Origin of the sequence: Jejuia spongiicola, from assembly GCF_023502325.1 — a bacterium.
GTDB lineage: Bacteria > Bacteroidota > Bacteroidia > Flavobacteriales > Flavobacteriaceae > Wocania_A > Wocania_A spongiicola.
On sequence record NZ_JAMFLZ010000006.1, the window covers coordinates 1 to 15390 of the forward strand.

20 protein-coding genes are annotated in these 15390 nt (G+C 31.0%); 11 read left to right on the forward strand and 9 right to left on the reverse strand.

From position 1 onward, the window contains the following. Window positions 1–98 precede the first annotated feature (98 nt). On the forward strand, window positions 99–368 hold the full coding sequence (locus tag M3P09_RS13430; protein ID WP_284041206.1) for a DUF2752 domain-containing protein: 270 nt from the start codon (window positions 99–101) through the stop codon (window positions 366–368). Between the two features lie 9 nt (window positions 369–377). Further along, window positions 378–713, forward strand: a complete 336-nt coding sequence (locus tag M3P09_RS13435; RefSeq protein WP_249973531.1) for a CCC motif membrane protein — start codon at window positions 378–380, stop codon at window positions 711–713. A 68-nt stretch (window positions 714–781) separates the two neighbouring features. Here the strand turns inward: M3P09_RS13435 and M3P09_RS13440 are convergent, their stop codons facing one another. The 5 genes from M3P09_RS13440 to M3P09_RS13460 form a co-directional block, all read right to left on the reverse strand. Then, window positions 782–1237 (reverse strand): DUF5362 family protein, encoded by a 456-nt coding sequence (locus M3P09_RS13440; protein WP_099564110.1) that lies wholly within the window; start codon window positions 1235–1237, stop codon window positions 782–784. A gap of 5 nt (window positions 1238–1242) precedes the next feature. After that, window positions 1243–2487 (reverse strand): ornithine--oxo-acid transaminase, encoded by a 1245-nt coding sequence (gene rocD / locus M3P09_RS13445; RefSeq protein WP_099564109.1) that lies wholly within the window; start codon window positions 2485–2487, stop codon window positions 1243–1245. A gap of 137 nt (window positions 2488–2624) precedes the next feature. Continuing rightward, complete coding sequence (locus M3P09_RS13450) at window positions 2625–3008, reverse strand: DUF6768 family protein (RefSeq protein ID WP_249973532.1); 384 nt, start codon at window positions 3006–3008, stop codon at window positions 2625–2627. Window positions 3009–3073: 65 nt separating this feature from the next. Next, entirely contained in the window at window positions 3074–3625 is a 552-nt protein-coding gene (locus tag M3P09_RS13455; RefSeq protein WP_099564107.1) for an RNA polymerase sigma factor, read from the reverse strand. Beyond that, window positions 3626–4135 carry a hypothetical protein gene (locus tag M3P09_RS13460; RefSeq protein ID WP_249973533.1) on the reverse strand — a complete coding sequence of 170 codons (510 nt, stop codon included), beginning with the start codon at window positions 4133–4135 and terminating at the stop codon, window positions 3626–3628. A gap of 200 nt (window positions 4136–4335) precedes the next feature. On the opposite strand from M3P09_RS13460, the gene rlmD reads away from it, so the two are divergent. The 6 genes from rlmD to M3P09_RS13490 all read left to right on the forward strand — a co-directional run bounded on the left by rlmD (window position 4336) and on the right by M3P09_RS13490 (window position 10107). Continuing rightward, window positions 4336–5748 (forward strand): 23S rRNA (uracil(1939)-C(5))-methyltransferase RlmD, encoded by a 1413-nt coding sequence (gene rlmD / locus M3P09_RS13465; protein ID WP_249973534.1) that lies wholly within the window; start codon window positions 4336–4338, stop codon window positions 5746–5748. Window positions 5749–5796: 48 nt separating this feature from the next. Further along, window positions 5797–6342 (forward strand): DUF6452 family protein, encoded by a 546-nt coding sequence (locus M3P09_RS13470; RefSeq protein ID WP_249973535.1) that lies wholly within the window; start codon window positions 5797–5799, stop codon window positions 6340–6342. Then, a complete protein-coding gene (locus tag M3P09_RS13475; protein WP_099564103.1) occupies window positions 6308–7036 on the forward strand; it encodes a DUF6048 family protein in 729 nt (242 codons plus the stop codon). The genes M3P09_RS13470 and M3P09_RS13475 overlap by 35 nt, the downstream gene beginning before the upstream one ends. 154 nt (window positions 7037–7190) lie before the next feature. Then, complete coding sequence (locus M3P09_RS13480) at window positions 7191–8213, forward strand: tetratricopeptide repeat protein (RefSeq protein ID WP_099564102.1); 1023 nt, start codon at window positions 7191–7193, stop codon at window positions 8211–8213. A 3-nt stretch (window positions 8214–8216) separates the two neighbouring features. Continuing rightward, the gene (locus M3P09_RS13485) at window positions 8217–9542 is read left to right on the forward strand and encodes a DUF2314 domain-containing protein (RefSeq protein WP_249973536.1); all 1326 of its coding nucleotides are present in this window, start codon (window positions 8217–8219) and stop codon (window positions 9540–9542) included. A gap of 52 nt (window positions 9543–9594) precedes the next feature. Further along, window positions 9595–10107: a 3'-5' exonuclease gene (locus M3P09_RS13490; RefSeq protein WP_249973537.1), complete on the forward strand. Its 513-nt coding sequence runs from the start codon at window positions 9595–9597 to the stop codon at window positions 10105–10107. A 51-nt stretch (window positions 10108–10158) separates the two neighbouring features. Here the strand turns inward: M3P09_RS13490 and M3P09_RS13495 are convergent, their stop codons facing one another. After that, window positions 10159–11316, reverse strand: a complete 1158-nt coding sequence (locus tag M3P09_RS13495; RefSeq protein WP_099564099.1) for a THUMP domain-containing class I SAM-dependent RNA methyltransferase — start codon at window positions 11314–11316, stop codon at window positions 10159–10161. A gap of 180 nt (window positions 11317–11496) precedes the next feature. Here M3P09_RS13495 and M3P09_RS13500 point away from each other — a divergent pair, with 180 nt between their 5' ends. The 3 genes from M3P09_RS13500 (at window position 11497) to M3P09_RS13510 (ending at window position 13534) form a co-directional block, all read left to right on the forward strand. Beyond that, window positions 11497–12231 (forward strand): class I SAM-dependent methyltransferase, encoded by a 735-nt coding sequence (locus M3P09_RS13500; protein ID WP_249973538.1) that lies wholly within the window; start codon window positions 11497–11499, stop codon window positions 12229–12231. Between the two features lie 133 nt (window positions 12232–12364). Beyond that, on the forward strand, window positions 12365–13039 hold the full coding sequence (locus tag M3P09_RS13505) for a ZIP family metal transporter (RefSeq protein WP_249973539.1): 675 nt from the start codon (window positions 12365–12367) through the stop codon (window positions 13037–13039). 66 nt (window positions 13040–13105) lie between these two features. Beyond that, the gene (locus M3P09_RS13510) at window positions 13106–13534 is read left to right on the forward strand and encodes a DUF4268 domain-containing protein (RefSeq protein ID WP_249973540.1); all 429 of its coding nucleotides are present in this window, start codon (window positions 13106–13108) and stop codon (window positions 13532–13534) included. A gap of 5 nt (window positions 13535–13539) precedes the next feature. On the opposite strand, the gene M3P09_RS13515 is transcribed toward M3P09_RS13510, so the two are convergent. The 3 genes from M3P09_RS13515 to M3P09_RS13525 are packed head-to-tail and all read right to left on the reverse strand — an operon-like array spanning window position 13540 to window position 15389. Beyond that, entirely contained in the window at window positions 13540–14034 is a 495-nt protein-coding gene (locus M3P09_RS13515; RefSeq protein ID WP_249973541.1) for a GNAT family N-acetyltransferase, read from the reverse strand. Window positions 14035–14078: 44 nt separating this feature from the next. Then, entirely contained in the window at window positions 14079–14705 is a 627-nt protein-coding gene (gene trhA, locus M3P09_RS13520; RefSeq protein ID WP_249973542.1) for a PAQR family membrane homeostasis protein TrhA, read from the reverse strand. Between the two features lie 3 nt (window positions 14706–14708). After that, a complete protein-coding gene (locus M3P09_RS13525) occupies window positions 14709–15389 on the reverse strand; it encodes a DUF4294 domain-containing protein (RefSeq protein WP_249973543.1) in 681 nt (226 codons plus the stop codon). Window position 15390 lies beyond the last annotated feature (1 nt).

The window sequence follows — 15390 nt, forward strand, 5'->3', positions numbered from 1 at the left end:
ACTTCCATTTAGTTTTTTAAAAACTACCATTAACACACATTTTTGTCTAAATTTGGCAAAACTTGATTTTTTAAATGCAGTCGTCTTTAGAAGAATACATGCTACCGTGCTTAAACAAAAAGCTTTTTGGAGTAGAATGCATGGGTTGTGGCTTGCAGCGATCAATTTCTTTAATATGCAACGGAAATTTTGTTGACGCCTTTTATATGTATCCTGCCATATATACTTTAATACTCCTTTTTTTAGTAGTAGCAGTAAATACATTTAAGAATTTTAAGTACGCTAATAAAATTATTATTATTTTGGCTATTCTTAATGTTTCAATAATCATTGGGAATTTTATAATTAAAACTTTTATAATCAAATAAAACAAAAACATGGAACAACAAAAACTACCTAATGCTACTATTGCACTAATTCTTGGAATTATTTCTTTTATCGCCTGCTGTTGTAGTGCAGGAATTGGCGGTTTGCTTTTTTCTGGAATAGCGTTATTTTTAGTAAAAAAAGACACAAAACTATATGCAGAAAATCCAGAAGCTTATAGCAATTTCAGCCAACTAAAGACCGCCAAAATAATAGCCATTATTGGTTTAGCTTTAGCAGTTGTTGCCTTTTTATGGTCAGCTTATTCAATCTATTCTGTTGGTGGATGGGATGCTTATATGGAACAACAAAAAGAAATTATGGAGCAAATGGGCTTAGGTAATTAAATTACTTCCCGCATAATAAAAAAAGCGACCAAATTGGTCGCTTTTTTTATTTTATAGTATATTGATTTTTAAAATGAAGCTGCAGCAAACATTCCAACAATAAAAGCTAGAACATAAATACTAATAATTACAATTGTAAAAACACCCATAAACTTGTAATGGGATTTTAAATTTGTAAAAGCTGACTTAAAATCGGCTTTATTAGTATTACTCAAAGCACTTTTCATTTTTCTTGAAAAATTAAATAAATAAAGTACAGGAAAAAAATAAATTAATGCCATAACCACATAAATAAGTCCAAAATAACCCATTGAAAACCCCATGGCTTCATACGGGTTATTATTTCTTAATGCGCCAGCACTCATTATTGCTCCAAAAAATATTCCAAAAATCACCAAAAAACCTATTCCAATAAAGCCAAGTATAGATAAAAAATAAGTCCATGAGGTCGTTTCTTTTAATAATACTTTAATTTCATCACTTACTTCTAATTCAAAGCTATCGAAAGCTGATTTTTGTTCCATAAATTCTATTTCTCAAATTGTTTTAAAGTCTTAATAATAATATCAACACAATCCAACAACTGTTCTTTTGTCATTACTAAAGGCGGAGCAAAACGAATAATATTTCCATGAGTTGGTTTAGCTAATAAGCCATTATCACGCAAAGCCAAACAAATATTCCAAGCTGTATCACTATCTTCATCATCGTTAATTAGAATAGCATTAAGTAAACCTTTCCCTCTAACTAGCGAAGCTATGTTACTTGTTTCAATAAACTTATTTAATTCACTTCTAAATAATTGCCCTAATGCTTCAGCATTATTTGATAATTCTTCTTCTTTTACAACAGTTAAAGCTGCTATAGCTACAGCTGCAGCTACAGGGTTTCCACCAAAAGTGCTACCATGGTTACCTGGCTTAATAACATTCATAACGCTATCATTTGCCAAAACTGCACTTACTGGATATGCTCCACCACTTAAAGCTTTCCCTAATATTAAAATATCTGGGGTTACATTTTCATGATTTACTGCTAATAATTTCCCTGTTCGGGCTATCCCAGTTTGCACCTCATCGGCAATGAATAAAACATTATATTTTTCACATAATGCTTTAGCTTTTGCTAAATAACCTTCGCTCGGAACATAAACACCAGCTTCACCTTGAATGGGCTCAACTAAAAACCCACCAACATTCGGGTTGTTTTTTAAAGCTTCTTCTAAAGCTTCTAAATTATCATACTCAATTTTTATAAAGCCATTTGTGAAAGGTCCGAAATTTTTACGGGCTACAGGATCATTAGAAAATGAAATGATAGTAGTAGTTCGTCCATGAAAATTGTTTTCGCAAACAATAATTTCGGCTTCATTTTCATCAATTCCTTTTACTTCATAGGCCCATTTTCTACAAAGCTTTAAAGCCGTTTCTACAGCTTCAGCTCCAGTATTCATTGGTAGTAACTTATCAAATCCAAAAAATTCGCAAGCAAACTTTTCATATTTACCAAGTACATCATTATAAAAAGCTCTTGATGTTAAGGTTAAATTTTGTGCCTGATTAGTCATCGCACCCACAATTTTAGGGTGGCAATGCCCTTGGTTTACAGCAGAATATGCAGATAGAAAATCGTAATATTGTTTTCCTTCTACATCCCAAACATACACACCTTCTCCCCTGCTTAATACTACAGGTAACGGATGGTAATTGTGTGCACCATACTTGTTTTCTAAATCGATCGCTTGTTGCGAAGTTAATTGGTCTAAAACAGCCATTTTAATTTGTTTTAAATTAATAAAATAACCATTCCTTCTGTACCTTTATTTTTCCGAAGAATTCGAAAAAGCAGCGTGGGAGAGAAATCATCCCTAGGAATTGCAATATTAATAAATATTTATGGCGTTTTAAAATTCTATTTGATTTTATGATGTAATGAAGATATTTGTAACTCTAAACGTTTCAACTCACGCATAATCGCATTTTTGTCCATTTGCATCCAAGAAAAAAGCTTTAACATTCCTATTACCATCATGCTAAAAAAGCCTATTGCTGCCCATTTTATTAATTCACTTGTGGTCTCAACCTTAAAAAATTGAATGGTACAGTACACAAACAATGCAAACCAAGCTATCATTACAATGTTTACTAAAATCATAAACCATTTTAATTTCCCTTGAAACAATCCTCCAACCATTTGTAGCGGGTTTTGTTCATCTAAATCATCGTAAAACTTAGTTTCTTCTTGGGTTAATGTTTCTTTAATTAATTTATCGATGTCTTCTATATTATTTTTCATAATAAATTTATTTTTTGTTTCTGCATGTCGGTTACACTCTAATGTAAACTCCAACAAAAAACTTATTAATAATTATTTCGTTTATTTTTTAATACTTCCTTCAATTTTTCTCTAGCATGGAATAATCTTGATTTCGCTGTTCCCACTGATATATTTAATATTTCACTAATTTCTTTTAACGAATATTCTTCAACATAAAACAACTTAATTACTACTTGCTGGTGTTCAACTAAATTTTTAATGGCTTTTGAAAGTGCTTTTTTTAATGATTCATCAACCTCAATTTCATCAGCTACTGAATCTTGTTCGTATTTATAATGCTCTAAATTATTATGTATCCTTTTATTTGAATTAATATTATTTAAAGCCTTAGTATAAACAATACGTAGTGCCCACGCTCCAAAACTTTTTGGGTCTTGTAATTTATCAATCTTAACAATAATTGTTTTCCAACTATCTTGAGCAATATCTTTAGCAACATCGGGATCTTGAACTAACCAATAAGCCTTTTCGCAAAACAATTTGTGCCATCTTTTAACCAACTCTGTAAATGCATTTGCATTTCCAGAAAGGTATTGTGTAACTAACATTGCATCTATAGCTTTATCTCTTTTCAATTAGATAGGTTTTATATAGTGCCGCTTTCTTTTTTTGTTTTTAAGCATTCTTAAAAATTTCACCCAGAAGTTATATTCAGTTTCTTTTTTTTCTAATAAAAAATGATTTTCTAATTTATCAAAAGCATCTTCAATTAAAGCATCGTGAAACCATTTAACCAAAAATAACCAATAAAGAACAGCAAATCCAGAAGTTTTCATTTTGATAGTATGAGATATCTCTACTTCAGAATCACTTAACTCTTCAACTTTAAGTACATGGGTACCATTAAACCCTGTATTAGTAAAACTAAATACGATGCCTTCATTATAATCAATACTATCAACCCTGTACTTTATTGGGCCATGACCACCAGCAGATCCAACTTTTAATCCATTTTTAAAACGAATAGCTGGCCATTTTTCATAAGGCCAAACTTTATCATCTTTGGTTGTTAATGTGTCTAACAATTTATATACACTTTCTTTAGGTTGATTAATTCTTCGCTTATGTATGTTTATAACATTCATCTGTTCATCGTTTACTATTATTTTTAGTCAAAAATAATTTGGTTTTAAGATTCCTTGGTTTATAAATTTAAGGTTCATTTCATACTATAAAGACAGCAATCTTTACAAAAGGTTCATTTTATTTTCAAATAATTTAAAAATCTATTAAAGTTAATAGAAATAAAGCCATTTTTATTTGATGCTATTATTATTTTTGCAGCATGTCAAGAAGAAAATCAAGAAAACAAATTTTTGAAAACGTAGAAGTTATCGATGCCGGAGCAAAAGGAAAAACTATTGCTAAAGCTCCTGATGGTAAGGTTATTTTTTTACCTAATGCTGTTCCTGGTGATGTAGTAGATGTGCAAACCTTTAAAAAGCGAAAAGCATATTACGAAGGAAAAGCAACTGCGTTTCATAAACTATCAGATAAAAGAACTGAGCCTGCTTGCGAGCATTTTGGAACCTGTGGCGGTTGCAAATGGCAAAATATGAGTTACGAGCATCAATTATTTTATAAACAAAAAGAAGTTACTAATAATTTAATCCGTTTGGGACATATTGAACTCCCAGAAGTATCTCCTATTCTAGGTTCTGCCAACCAATATTTTTATAGAAATAAAATGGAATTTTCTTTTAGCGATTCGCGTTGGTTAACTATTGAAGAGGTACAATCGGATGCAGACTTGGGAGATAGAAATGCATTAGGCTTTCATATTCCAGGAATGTGGGATAAAATTTTAGATATAAGAAAGTGTCATTTACAAGCGGATCCATCAAATACCATAAGAAATGCTGTAAAACAATTTGCCATTGAAAATAATTTAGAATTTTTCAATACAAGAAATCAAACAGGATTGTTACGCACTATGATGATTCGTACTTCAAGTACAGGAGATATTATGGTTATGATTCAGTTTTTTAAAGAAGATAAAGCAAAACGCGAATTATTGTTGGACTTTCTTCATAAAACATTTCCACAAATAACCTCTTTACAATATGTTATAAATGGAAAAGCAAACGATACCATTTACGATCAAGAAGTTATTTGTTATAAAGGCAATGATTATATTTTTGAAGAAATGGAAGGTTTGAAATTTAAAATAAATGCAAAATCTTTTTATCAAACCAACTCTGATCAGGCTTTTGAACTATATAAAATAACACGAGATTTTGCTGATTTAACAGGAAATGAAGTCGTTTACGATTTATATACAGGCACAGGAACTATTGCTCAATTTGTTGCAAAAAAAGCAAATAAAGTTGTTGGAGTTGAAGCTGTACCTGATGCTATTACAGCAGCCAAAGAAAACGCACAATTAAATAGTATTAATAACGTTGAATTCTTTGTTGGAGATATGAAGCACGTTTTTAATGCCGAGTTTATTAGCGCACATGGGCAGCCCGATATTATTATCACAGATCCGCCTCGTGATGGTATGCATAAAGACGTTGTACAACAAATTTTAAATATAGCGCCTAAAAAGGTGGTTTATGTAAGCTGTAATAGTGCTACCCAAGCTAGGGATTTGGCATTAATGGATAGCATGTATAAAGTCACAAAAACACAAGCAGTAGATATGTTTCCACAAACATTTCATGTCGAAAATGTTGTATTGCTTGAAAAACGATAAAGTGTATATTCGTTTAGTTGTTAATTCGTTTATTTGTATAAAATGAAAATGAAATCTTTTAAATTCTTTTTTTTACCAATTATTTTATTGATAATTGGAGTTACTGCGAGTTGCGAACGTGACGATTTATGTCCCGAAAGCACACCAACTACACCTAGCTTAATTATAAGAACATCGGACGTATCAAACCAAGACAGTAAAAAAAACGTGTTTGGTTTAAGAGTACAAGGTGTTGGAATCGATGATGCTTTAACAGGTTTTAATATAGTATCTACTGATTCTATCGTATTACCTTTAAAAACAAACAGTGATTCTTCACAGTATAAACTACATAGTGATTATTCTTATGATGATAATGGTACTCCAGATGATATAACTGATGATGTTATTGGAGGTAATGAAGATATTATCACTATAAATTACACCAGAGAAGAAGTTTACGTATCCCGTGCTTGTGGCTATAAAACCATTTTTAAAGATGTTACAATATCTGTTGAAGATGATGGTGATAACTGGATACAATTAACACAACCTTTTAATAACCCTCAATCTGTAGAAGATGAAACAGCAGCGCATTTTAACTTATTTCATTAGTAGTGCTCTTTTACTACTTTTTTGTGTATCTGCAAATGCGCAAAACGATAGTATTGCTAGTCCTGTAAACGACTCTTTAAAAATTAAACAAAAGTACGGACTTCGTGTTGGTGCTGATATTGGTAAACTTATTCGAACCGCTATTGACGATGAATATTCTGGTTTTGAGATTTCTGCCGATTATCGGCTTAAGAAAAAGCTATACATAGCTGGTGAAATTGGTACAGAAGAAAAAACCGATGTGAACAATTATTTAAATATCACAACAAAAGGAAGTTACTTAAAAGGAGGTATTGATTATAATTCATATCAAAATTGGCTAGATATGGATAATATGATTTACTTTGGGTTTCGTGTAGGAGCAAGTACATTTAGTCATACTCTAAATAGCTTTAATGTATACAATACCAATCAGTATTGGGGTGAACAATTCTCTTCTACAACGCCACAAAAATTTGATGGTTTAACAGCAATTTGGGCAGAAATTATTTTAGGTATTAAAGCTGAACTTTTTAACAACCTATACATGGGTTTAAACGTGCAACTTAAAGGCTTAGTAAACGAAACAGAACCCGAAAACTTTCAAAACATATACATTCCTGGGTTTAATAAAACTTATGATAGCAGCCGTATTGGTGTAGGTTACAGTTACACCATTTCTTATCGTATTCCGCTTTATAAAAGGGATAACTAAACTTTTTTTTAATTTACTAACTATTTTGAAATGCTATAAATTAGTTGATTAAGTAAAATTTCTTACTTAATCATATTTCTTTTTCTCACTATTTAGATTACTTTAGTTATATCAATCACCAAAAATCTAAATTAGAACAATAAAAAAGAAAAAAATGAAACCATTATTATTTCTTTTAGTATTATTTATAAATACTTCATACTTAAACGCCCAATCTACTATTGAGGAGCTAGTAAAAAAAGGGATTGAATACCACGACGATGGAAATTTTGACTTAGCCATCAAAACCTATGCTGAGGCATTAAAATTAGATCCAAAATCTACGTTGGTAAACTACGAAATATCTTTAAGTTATTTTCATAACAAAAACTATAAAAAAGCCATTGAACACTCAGACAATATTTTGAAACAAAGGGCTAGTCACATGCTTCAAGCTTACCTTACTAAAGGTTCTTCACTAGATTTATTAGGAAAAACAAAAGAATCAATAAAGCTATTCGAAAAAGCCATTAAAAAAGAAAAAAGTCATTACTTACTTTATTATAATTTAGCATTAAACTATTATAATATAGGTGATTTAGAAAAAGCTGAAAACAATGTTGTTAAGGCTATAGAAAATAATTCAAATCACTCTAGTAGTCACTTAATGTTAGCAAATATTCATAACTATAAAGGCAATACAGTGCAAACTTTACTGGCTGTTCATTATTACCTCTTTTTAGAACCTGACTCAGTGAGGTCGATTGAAGCATATATGATGCTTCATGATAGGTTTGGTGGTAACGTATCTAAAGAAAAAGACAAGCCTAATAGTATTAATATAAGTCTTTCTTCTTTGGGTGGTGATTCTAAGTTTGGTGCTGCCGAGTTAATGGTTGGCATGTTAGAAGCATCAAAAAGCTTAGAAGAAAACGAAGGTAAAACTGATGACGAAATGTTTATTACAAACACCGGCTCTTTTTTTACAGTATTAGGAGAACTTAAAAAGAAAAAAGACAAAGAGATTTGGTGGACTTTTTATACCACATTTTTTTATGAATTAGCAAAGAGTGAGCATTTAGAAACTTATTGCCACTATATAAACCAATCTGGTAATAAAAATTCAAGAAAATGGGTGCAAGAAAATAATGAGAAATTAAACGCTTTTGGGGATTGGCTCAAAACAAATAACCTATAATAAATGAAGATTAATTATATATCACTTTTTCTTTTAGCACTACTTACATGTGCTTCATACTCTCAAAACAAAATTCCAAAAGGAAATATTGCAGATGACAAAGTTTTATTTGAATACGCTATCTACTTTTTAGATAATGATATTGTTAAAGTAGAAGATGCTATAAAAACTATTAAAAAACTCCATCCCTCAATTAAATTACTAGACTCAGTTTCTAACCCCGAATCAATAAAAGAAAGTAGTGTTGTAATTACACCTATAACAAATGTAAAAGAACAATTCCCTCCTGCCGATTTGGAATATTTACAATATACAAATCAAGGACTAAGTGAAAGCGAAAAAATAGAGTTACAGAAGTCTAAATATGTGTTATTATTGGATTTTATGTGTAAACAAGATGAATTAATTACCACCTTAAAAACAGCAAATAATTTTGTTAAAGATTTAGTTAAAAATAAGAAAGCTGTTATTTTCGATTCTGATACGCGAGAAACTTATAGTAAAGATTATTGGAATGCTAAACGCTTAATAAATGATAACACTGTAAATATATCTAACCATATTACCATTCATTTTTATCAAAAAGAAGAGTACTGTAGAGCTATAACCCTGGGAATGTTAAAATTTGGACTACCTGATTTATGCATTGAAAACTTATCATGTAACAGTAGTTTAGGGTTAACAAGCTTTATTAACTTAATTGCTCAAACACTCTTAGAAAAACAGAAAATTGAAAAAACTGGACGCATTAAATTGAATATTGATGCTATCAAAAATGAAGAGTTAAAAGCTGTTCTTTTAAGCTCACTATATGAAAATGCAGAAAAGAAAGCGGAAATAAATTTAATTAAAGGAACTTGGGAAGAAGGCGACCCTCAAAACAGATTGATTGAAATAGGGTTCTCAGAAGCAAATCCTCAGGTTGAACATAATGAAGTTATTACAAAGCTATTTGGGTCTCTAGACAAAGTTTCCTATCTTAATCATAACGAAGAACTTCTTGCAGCTAGCAAAAGAGCAAAAGAAAAAATACCAGAACTCCGTAAATTATTTTTGGCAGGTTTACCAATAAACAGCTCTTTACTTATAAAATTCCCATTTGAAAATTCTGAAGGGGAAAGAGAATGGATGTGGGTAGAAATAACCAAATGGAAAGGAGAAACTATTAATGGTCTTTTACAAAACGAACCAAGAGTAGTTGAAAATTTAAAAGCCGGCTCAAAAGTTTCAAAAAATATAAATGATATGTTTGATTACATATTATACAAAGCAGATGGCACACAAGAAGGCAATGAAACTAGTGAAATAATTATGAAAATGCAGAATTAAAAACACGAATTGCTTTAACATAAAACTGTAACTTTACTCCAAAACTCAAACCATGTCAACCATCTTTGCAGCCATAGACTTCGAGACCGCTAAAGGACACCATATTTGCTCTGTTGGGATTGTGACGTTTAAAAATGGGGTTATTATTGACGAGTTTCATGCGTTAATACAACCACCAAACAACGATTATAATTGGCATAATATACAAGTTCATGGTATTACTGAAGACGATACTAGATTTGCACCAAATTTTAGAGCTGTGTATCCAGAGATAAAAAAACGTATTTCTGGAATAGTTACCGTTGCACACAATGAATCTTTTGACAGAACCGTTTTACAAAAAACGATGAAAGATTATAACATTCCGCAATCAGATTTAATCATGCAAGAGCGTTGGGAATGCACGCTTAAGATTTACCGCAATAAAGGTTATAAACCAGCAAAACTAGATGCTTGCTGTAAAGCACATAATATTGCTTTAAAACATCACGATGCATTGTCTGATGCTCGCGCCTGTGGTAAGCTGTTTTTAATTGCTCAATATGAGCGTTTACCTTTATTTTAGAAATACAAAGGGTGTACTTTCGTCATTTTTAAGACAAAAGACTAGAATTTGTTACTTCATATATTTTCCCTTCTTACTTCCTTCATACATTACATATTTAACTAAACGTGCTTCAAGTTTTGCATTAAATAAATGTATTTTTCGTGATGGTCGCAAACCTACATGTTTAAGAGCATCAAGGTTTGAGGTAATAAACCAAGCATCAGTACCTGGATAATTTTGCTTTAAGGTATCTCCAATGCTTGCATAAAACTCTTGCATATCAATATTTAAACGCTCGCCATAAGGTGGGTTAAATACCATATGTAATTTTTCATCACCTCCTTTTTGGGTTTTGAAAAAATCTTCATGCTTTACTTCAATAAAGTCTTCTAATTGGGCATTCTTAACATTATCTTTAGCTTTACTAACTGCACTTGGCGCTTTATCATAACCAATTATTTTATGATGAAAATCGCGAGTTTTGCCAAGTAAGGATTCTTCAATTTTTTCAAACAATTCTACATCCCAATCTTGCCAACGTTCAAACGCAAATTCTTTACGCATCAAATTTGGTGGAATATTACAAGCTATCATTGCAGCCTCTATAAGCATGGTACCAGAACCACACATGGGGTCCATAAAATCGGTTTGTCCATCCCAGCCAGACAACATAATCAACCCTGCTGCTAAAACCTCGTTTATAGGTGCTATATTAGTGGCCATTTTATAACCACGCTTATGCAATGAATCGCCAGAAGAATCTAATGAAATAGTACATTGCCGTCTATCAATATGCACATTTATCTTTAAGTCTGGAAATTTTAAATCGACATTTGGACGTTTGCCAGTAGTATCTCTAAATTTATCAACTATAGCATCTTTAGTTTTTTGTGCAATGTAAAGCGAATGTGTAAACAAATCAGAATGTATTGTAGCATCAACTGCTAAGGTGCCTGTTGGTTTTAAATATTGAGACCAATCCATTGCATAGATTTTATCATATAAATCTTGCTCGCTACTAACAGTAAATGTATGGATGGGTTTTAAAATTTTAACAGCTGTTCGCAAGCCTAAATTGGCTTTATACATAAACCCTTTATCTCCCGAAAAAGCTACATTACGAACCCCTGCTTTTATATCTTGAGCACCAAGTTGAGTAAGCTCTTTTGATAGTAACTCTTCAAAGCCAAATAAGGTTTTGGCAACCATCTTGAAATTTTCTTCCATTTTTTACGTCGAATAGATTGCAAAAATAACGTAATTTTGCGTTAATTAACTTAGCAATTGCAGATAATGGGTTAAGGATTGATGCGGCATCCTTTTTTGATAAAAAAGATATAGCGGAAAGCCTGACCACGTTTACATTGAGCGTAGCCGAAATGCAAGCGTGGTAACCTCAAAAAAAATATGACGAATAATACGACTACAAAATGGTTTTCCTCTTGGTTTGATACACCATTTTACCATACTTTATATAAAGACAGGGATGATACCGAGGCTCATGCGTTTATGGATACACTTACCAATTATTTAAATGTTCCGGAACGCGGTATTATTTTAGATTTGGCTTGTGGCAAAGGAAGACATGCAAGGTATTTAAATAAAATTGGCTATGATGTTACTGGTGTTGATTTAAGTGAAAATAGTATTAATTTTGCTAAACAGTTTGAAAATAACAGCTTGCATTTTGAAGTACATAACATGTGTAAACCTTACAATAAGCAATTTGATGCAGTTTTTAATTTGTTTACTAGTTTTGGATATTTTGACAAAGATGAAGATAACCTGAATACTATTAAAGCCATCAAGGAAAATTTAAATCCTTTTGGTTTTGGGGTTATTGATTTTATGAATAGTGAGTTTGTTATTGATAATTTAGTGCCCGAAGAAATTAAAACAGTTGATGATATTACCTTTAATTTAAAACGTTATGTTGAAGCTGGTTATATTGTAAAAGACATTTCGTTTACAGCAGAAGGCAACGATTATAATTTTCAAGAGCGTGTAAGAGCGTTTACTTTGAAAGATTTTGAAACTATGTTTGAAGCAGCCAATGTACATTTACTAGATGTTTTTGGCGACTATAAATTGCATAAATTTAATGCGAAAACATCTGAACGCTTAGTAATGATTTTTAAATAACTAATAATTGGCTTTTAATCATTATCACTCTGTGGATATTTTTTAATAAAGTATAAATTTGAGTTTATCGACTTACAATCGAGACTTATAAATAATTAATTACACTCACTGTTGTGGGTTATTATTTTTTTGAATGAATAAATTTTTATTTCCTGTATACGCCGTTATTTTAGGTGTTATTATTGCTATTGCAACTAAAAATAAAAAAACTTGGAACACTAAACTCCTACTCTCTTTTAGCGGGGCTTTTTTACTAGCTTTAACGCTTTTTGAGTTATTACCAGAAGTTTATAATCATTTAGATGCAAAACTTACAGGCTTGTACATTATGTGTGGTATTGTGTTACAAATTATTTTAGAGTTATTCTCTAAAGGGGCAGAACATGGGCATGTACACATACATAAGAACGAAACTAATTTCCCGTGGTTACTATTTATTAGTTTATGCATCCATAGTTTTTTAGAAGGTTTCCCTATACATCAGCATAATGACATGGTTTATGGTGTTTTGGTACATAAAATACCTATCGCGGCTTTAGTAAGCATGTTTTTATTTCAGTCTAATTATAGTAAACTACAAATTATAGCATTTTTATTAGTATTTGCAGTTATGACTCCTTTAGGAACTCTTATTTCCAACACATGGGAACCAATCGCTGACTATGCACACATAATTAATGCTATTGTTATTGGAATATTTTTTCATATTTCTACCACTATTTTATTTGAAAGTGGTGAAGGACACAAGTTTAATCTATCAAAATTTATTGCCATTATTTTAGGCGTTGGTATTGCTTTTATGATTTAGTATTGGCTATTGGAAAATATTAACTAAAGATTTAAGTCTATTGTTTTTAACTTTTAACTGAAAATAGTGTTTAGCAAAGAAGAGTCTCGATTATTAAGACAAGAATTCTGGATTAGTTTTGGAAAATCGTTTCCACGGAAATGGATATTGTATAATACTAAAATAAAAGGTTTATCATTTAAATTTCATTTTGATACCAAAACTGCTTTAGTTGCTTTAGATATTGAAGATGATTTAGAAAACCGTATTAAATATTGGGAGAAACTAGAAGCTTTAAAATCGATTTTATTAGATGATTTTCTCCCCGATGCCATTTTTAATGAAGAATATTTATTAGAAAACTATAAAGAAATTTCAAGAGTTTACGTGCCTTTAGAGCAAAAAGTATCTATTCATAATAAAAACACTTGGCGTGATGTGATGGAGTTTTTCAATGAAAAAATGAATTTGTTTGAAGCATTTTTTGAGGACTATAAGGATGTCATTGAAGGCTAAAGTCATTAGATTTTTTTCTCCATTTGGTAGTCATCCATAACATAACCATTCCCTATATCTTTTACCAAAGCGCATACATTAATAAAACCTAACTTCTCGTAAGCCTTAATTGAATTTGTGTTATTTTTGTTTACCGTAAGCATAATTGTTTTTAAACCGTATGCTTTTGCCTTTTCCTCAATAAATTGCATCGCGGTTTTGCCTATCTTTTTTCCTCTATACTCGCTTAGCACATATATTTTGCTTAAAAACAACTTATCTTCTTCTTTTCTAATAGAAATATAACCTACTGGGGTTTTATCATATCTTAAAATAAAATACTCAAAACCTTCATCTTCGACTTGTTTAGAAATTGCTTCGGCTGATTGATACTTTTTAAGCATATGCTCTACTTGACCAATACCCGTAATAGGAATATAATGTTTGCGCCAAATAACATCGGCTAATTCTTCAATTAATATATAATCTGGCTGTGTTTGAGCTAAAGTAATTTCTATCATAGAAAATTAAAGTTTTAGATATTCAAAATAAAGAAAAATTAAGTTTAAATCACATAAAAGAAAATCATAAAAAAGTGAAATATTGCTCCAGCTAAAACAAATAAATGCCAAATAACATGATTGTACGGTATCTTTTCTACAGCATAAAAAATAATACCAACGGTATAAGCTAACCCTCCAGCGAAAAGAAATAAAATGCCATCACTACCAATAGTTTCAGATAAGCTTGTAAAATCAAACACAATAAGCCAACCCATTATTAAATAAAGAAGTGTTGAGAAAACTTCAAAACGTCCTGTAAAAAACAATTTTAAAATAACACCAAAAGCGGCAATACCCCAAACCGCAAAAAATAAAGTCCGACCTAAACTCTGCTCAATTGAAATTAAACAAACCGGAGTATAGGTTCCTGCAATTAAAAGATAAATGCTAATATGATCTACAATTCTAAAATAATGCTTTCTCTTTTCACTTTTTACCGCATGGTAAAATGTTGATGCAGCAAATAACACAATAATAGAAATACCATAAATAATAACACTAAATAAACTCCAAGGCGTTTTTTGATTATCAAAAGCAATTAGTAAAACCAAAGCTACTATACCAAACAAAACACCAAGCGCATGAGTAGTAGCATTCAACTTTTCCTCAAACGGAGTTTGTATACGCATAAACTATTGCTTGTTTTGTATAGGTTTAAACCATTTGTCAGTTAAATCATAAAAATCGAATTCAATCTTAGATTTTTGTCTTTCTAAGCGTCCGCTTTGAAAGTTACGTTGCAGAATATCTTCAATTAAATAGTCTTCTTTTTCATTAAGAGGGTCAAATTCGCGCTTTAAAGAAATATCAAACATACTGGCTGTAGTATTATACCAAAATGCGCGCCAGCCGTTACGTAATTCTTTTACCAAATTAAAAGCTGTTTTACCAGTTTGCCTATGTATTAATTTAACTAGTATTTGTCCTTCTGTTCGGGTTAATTTTTTTAATTCATCAGAGAACTCTCCTTCTATATATTTTTGTACACGCTTAGCATACTTTTTTTTATGACGTTTTTTCTTAATACCGGCTAAGCGTTTATTCATTGAATCTAAACGTTCAGCAGCCATTTTTGCATAAGGATATACTTTTATTGTTTTTCTGCGTAAAATTAAATATCGAACTCGGTCCTTTTTACTATCAAATTGAAGCTTATGCAATAACATAACTTCATCCAAATCAATAGATGTTCGTGGTATAGAATCGCCTTCAACAATAATATACTCAACCGCAGTAGAATCTTGCTCTACATCACTAATTTGGGCTAGTGCAAAAAACGGAAAAAGAATAAATATGTATTTGAAATAATTCATT

Coding starts and splice junctions, on each gene's coding strand:
- M3P09_RS13430 (WP_284041206.1), top strand. CDS start 99: ATGCTACCGTGCTTAAACAAAAAGCTTTTTGGAGTAGAATGCATGGGT.
- M3P09_RS13435 (WP_249973531.1), top strand. CDS start 378: ATGGAACAACAAAAACTACCTAATGCTACTATTGCACTAATTCTTGGA.
- M3P09_RS13440 (WP_099564110.1), bottom strand. CDS start 1,237: ATGGAACAAAAATCAGCTTTCGATAGCTTTGAATTAGAAGTAAGTGAT.
- rocD (WP_099564109.1), bottom strand. CDS start 2,487: ATGGCTGTTTTAGACCAATTAACTTCGCAACAAGCGATCGATTTAGAA.
- M3P09_RS13450 (WP_249973532.1), bottom strand. CDS start 3,008: ATGAAAAATAATATAGAAGACATCGATAAATTAATTAAAGAAACATTA.
- M3P09_RS13460 (WP_249973533.1), bottom strand. CDS start 4,135: ATGAATGTTATAAACATACATAAGCGAAGAATTAATCAACCTAAAGAA.
- rlmD (WP_249973534.1), top strand. CDS start 4,336: ATGTCAAGAAGAAAATCAAGAAAACAAATTTTTGAAAACGTAGAAGTT.
- M3P09_RS13470 (WP_249973535.1), top strand. CDS start 5,797: ATGAAATCTTTTAAATTCTTTTTTTTACCAATTATTTTATTGATAATT.
- M3P09_RS13475 (WP_099564103.1), top strand. CDS start 6,308: ATGAAACAGCAGCGCATTTTAACTTATTTCATTAGTAGTGCTCTTTTA.
- M3P09_RS13480 (WP_099564102.1), top strand. CDS start 7,191: ATGAAACCATTATTATTTCTTTTAGTATTATTTATAAATACTTCATAC.
- M3P09_RS13485 (WP_249973536.1), top strand. CDS start 8,217: ATGAAGATTAATTATATATCACTTTTTCTTTTAGCACTACTTACATGT.
- M3P09_RS13490 (WP_249973537.1), top strand. CDS start 9,595: ATGTCAACCATCTTTGCAGCCATAGACTTCGAGACCGCTAAAGGACAC.
- M3P09_RS13495 (WP_099564099.1), bottom strand. CDS start 11,316: ATGGAAGAAAATTTCAAGATGGTTGCCAAAACCTTATTTGGCTTTGAA.
- M3P09_RS13500 (WP_249973538.1), top strand. CDS start 11,497: ATGACGAATAATACGACTACAAAATGGTTTTCCTCTTGGTTTGATACA.
- M3P09_RS13505 (WP_249973539.1), top strand. CDS start 12,365: ATGAATAAATTTTTATTTCCTGTATACGCCGTTATTTTAGGTGTTATT.
- M3P09_RS13515 (WP_249973541.1), bottom strand. CDS start 14,034: ATGATAGAAATTACTTTAGCTCAAACACAGCCAGATTATATATTAATT.
- trhA (WP_249973542.1), bottom strand. CDS start 14,705: ATGCGTATACAAACTCCGTTTGAGGAAAAGTTGAATGCTACTACTCAT.
- M3P09_RS13525 (WP_249973543.1), bottom strand. CDS start 15,389: ATGAATTATTTCAAATACATATTTATTCTTTTTCCGTTTTTTGCACTA.